Raw genomic sequence first — 1,181 nt, 5'->3', positions numbered from 1 at the left:
TGGTACGATATCTTTTGCAATGAAGGGGGGTCATACGTTACAATTCCGCATGGCCCACACCCTGATCGGTTACGCCCGCTGTTCAACCGACCGGCAAGATCTCGCCGCGCAACGCGCCGAACTCGAACAGCTCGGGGTAAAGCCGGACCGCATCTATACGGACCATGGCCTCACAGGCACCAATCGTGCCCGCCCCGGGCTTGCTCAAGCCTTGGCGGCGGTGCGTAAAGGCGACACCCTGGTCGTGCCAAAACTCGACCGCCTTGCACGCTCCGTTCCAGATGCCCGTGCGATCGCCGATGAACTCATTACCCGCGGTGTCAAACTCGCGCTCGGCGCGGCCGTCTATGACCCAACCGACCCAATGGGGAAGATGTTCTTCAACATTCTCGCCACCTTCGCAGAGTTTGAGGCCGACCTGATCCGGTTACGTACCAGAGAAGGCATGGCCATCGCTCGCGCCAAAGGAAAATTACGCGGCAAAAGGCCGACGCTATCCGAAAGACAACAAAAAGAACTGCGCCGCATGTACGACACTGGCAATTATTCCATCACTGATCTCGCAGACCTATTCTCCGTCTCCCGCCCAACCATCTATCGTACCCTCGCCAGGCAGCCCGCCAACGCTTAGCGTACGATTTTGAACAGATCGTGCGGTGACCCCCTTTTCTGGAGACCATCAGGAAGTGTGGGGTGATCAGGCCGCGGCGGGGTGAGTTGCGCCATCTCCGTTGTCGTTAGCGAGCCCTGGGTACCAGCGCTCGAACAGAGGCCGTAGGGTGCCGTCGAGCGTTCGGGTCCGAACCTGCAGAAGCAGGTGGGCACCGCGCTTGGTCCATTGCATCTGCTGACGCTTGGCGAAGCGCTTGCTGATGACGGCATTGACTGTGCTCTCGGCCAAGCTGGAGGAGATGCGCTCGCCCGAACGGAACCGCTCGCCATAGTTGATCAGGCTGCCGGCGTTGCTGGCGATATAGCCAGCGAACTCATGTGCGGCGCGTTTGAACTTGCCCAAATTCGGGTAATTGACCTCCAGGCTGTCCACGTCATCCTCGAAGAATGCAATCTCTTTGCCGGCCCGGTGCTGGTTGCCGTGCCAGAGCAGCCACTTGATGCTGTCCAGCGAGGCGAGCAGGCGGGCACCCTCGGCCTCGTCGTGATGGACGACGCCGCGGGCATAC

Annotated in this window: 1 protein-coding gene and 1 pseudogene; one reads left to right on the top strand and one right to left on the bottom strand. The window is 60.2% G+C overall.

Going from position 1 to position 1,181, the window contains the following annotated elements; translation table 11 throughout:
* Positions 1-49: 49 nt before the first annotated feature.
* On the top strand, positions 50-631 hold the full coding sequence (locus RT91_RS19865) for a recombinase family protein (protein ID WP_013635075.1): 582 nt from the start codon (positions 50-52) through the stop codon (positions 629-631).
* 66 nt (positions 632-697) lie between these two features.
* Here the strand turns inward: RT91_RS19865 and RT91_RS22120 are convergent.
* Positions 698-1,181 (bottom strand): annotated as a pseudogene (locus RT91_RS22120) (ISKra4 family transposase); the annotation flags it as partial.

Origin of the sequence: Acidiphilium sp. JA12-A1, from assembly GCF_000724705.2 — a bacterium.
Taxonomy (GTDB): domain Bacteria; phylum Pseudomonadota; class Alphaproteobacteria; order Acetobacterales; family Acetobacteraceae; genus Acidiphilium; species Acidiphilium multivorum.
This window is presented reverse-complemented; position numbering and strand designations above follow the sequence as displayed.

Excerpts from the sequence above, each read along its gene's own strand:
- RT91_RS19865 (WP_013635075.1), top strand. The coding sequence starts at position 50 with ATGGCCCACACCCTGATCGGTTACGCCCGCTGTTCAACCGACCGGCAA.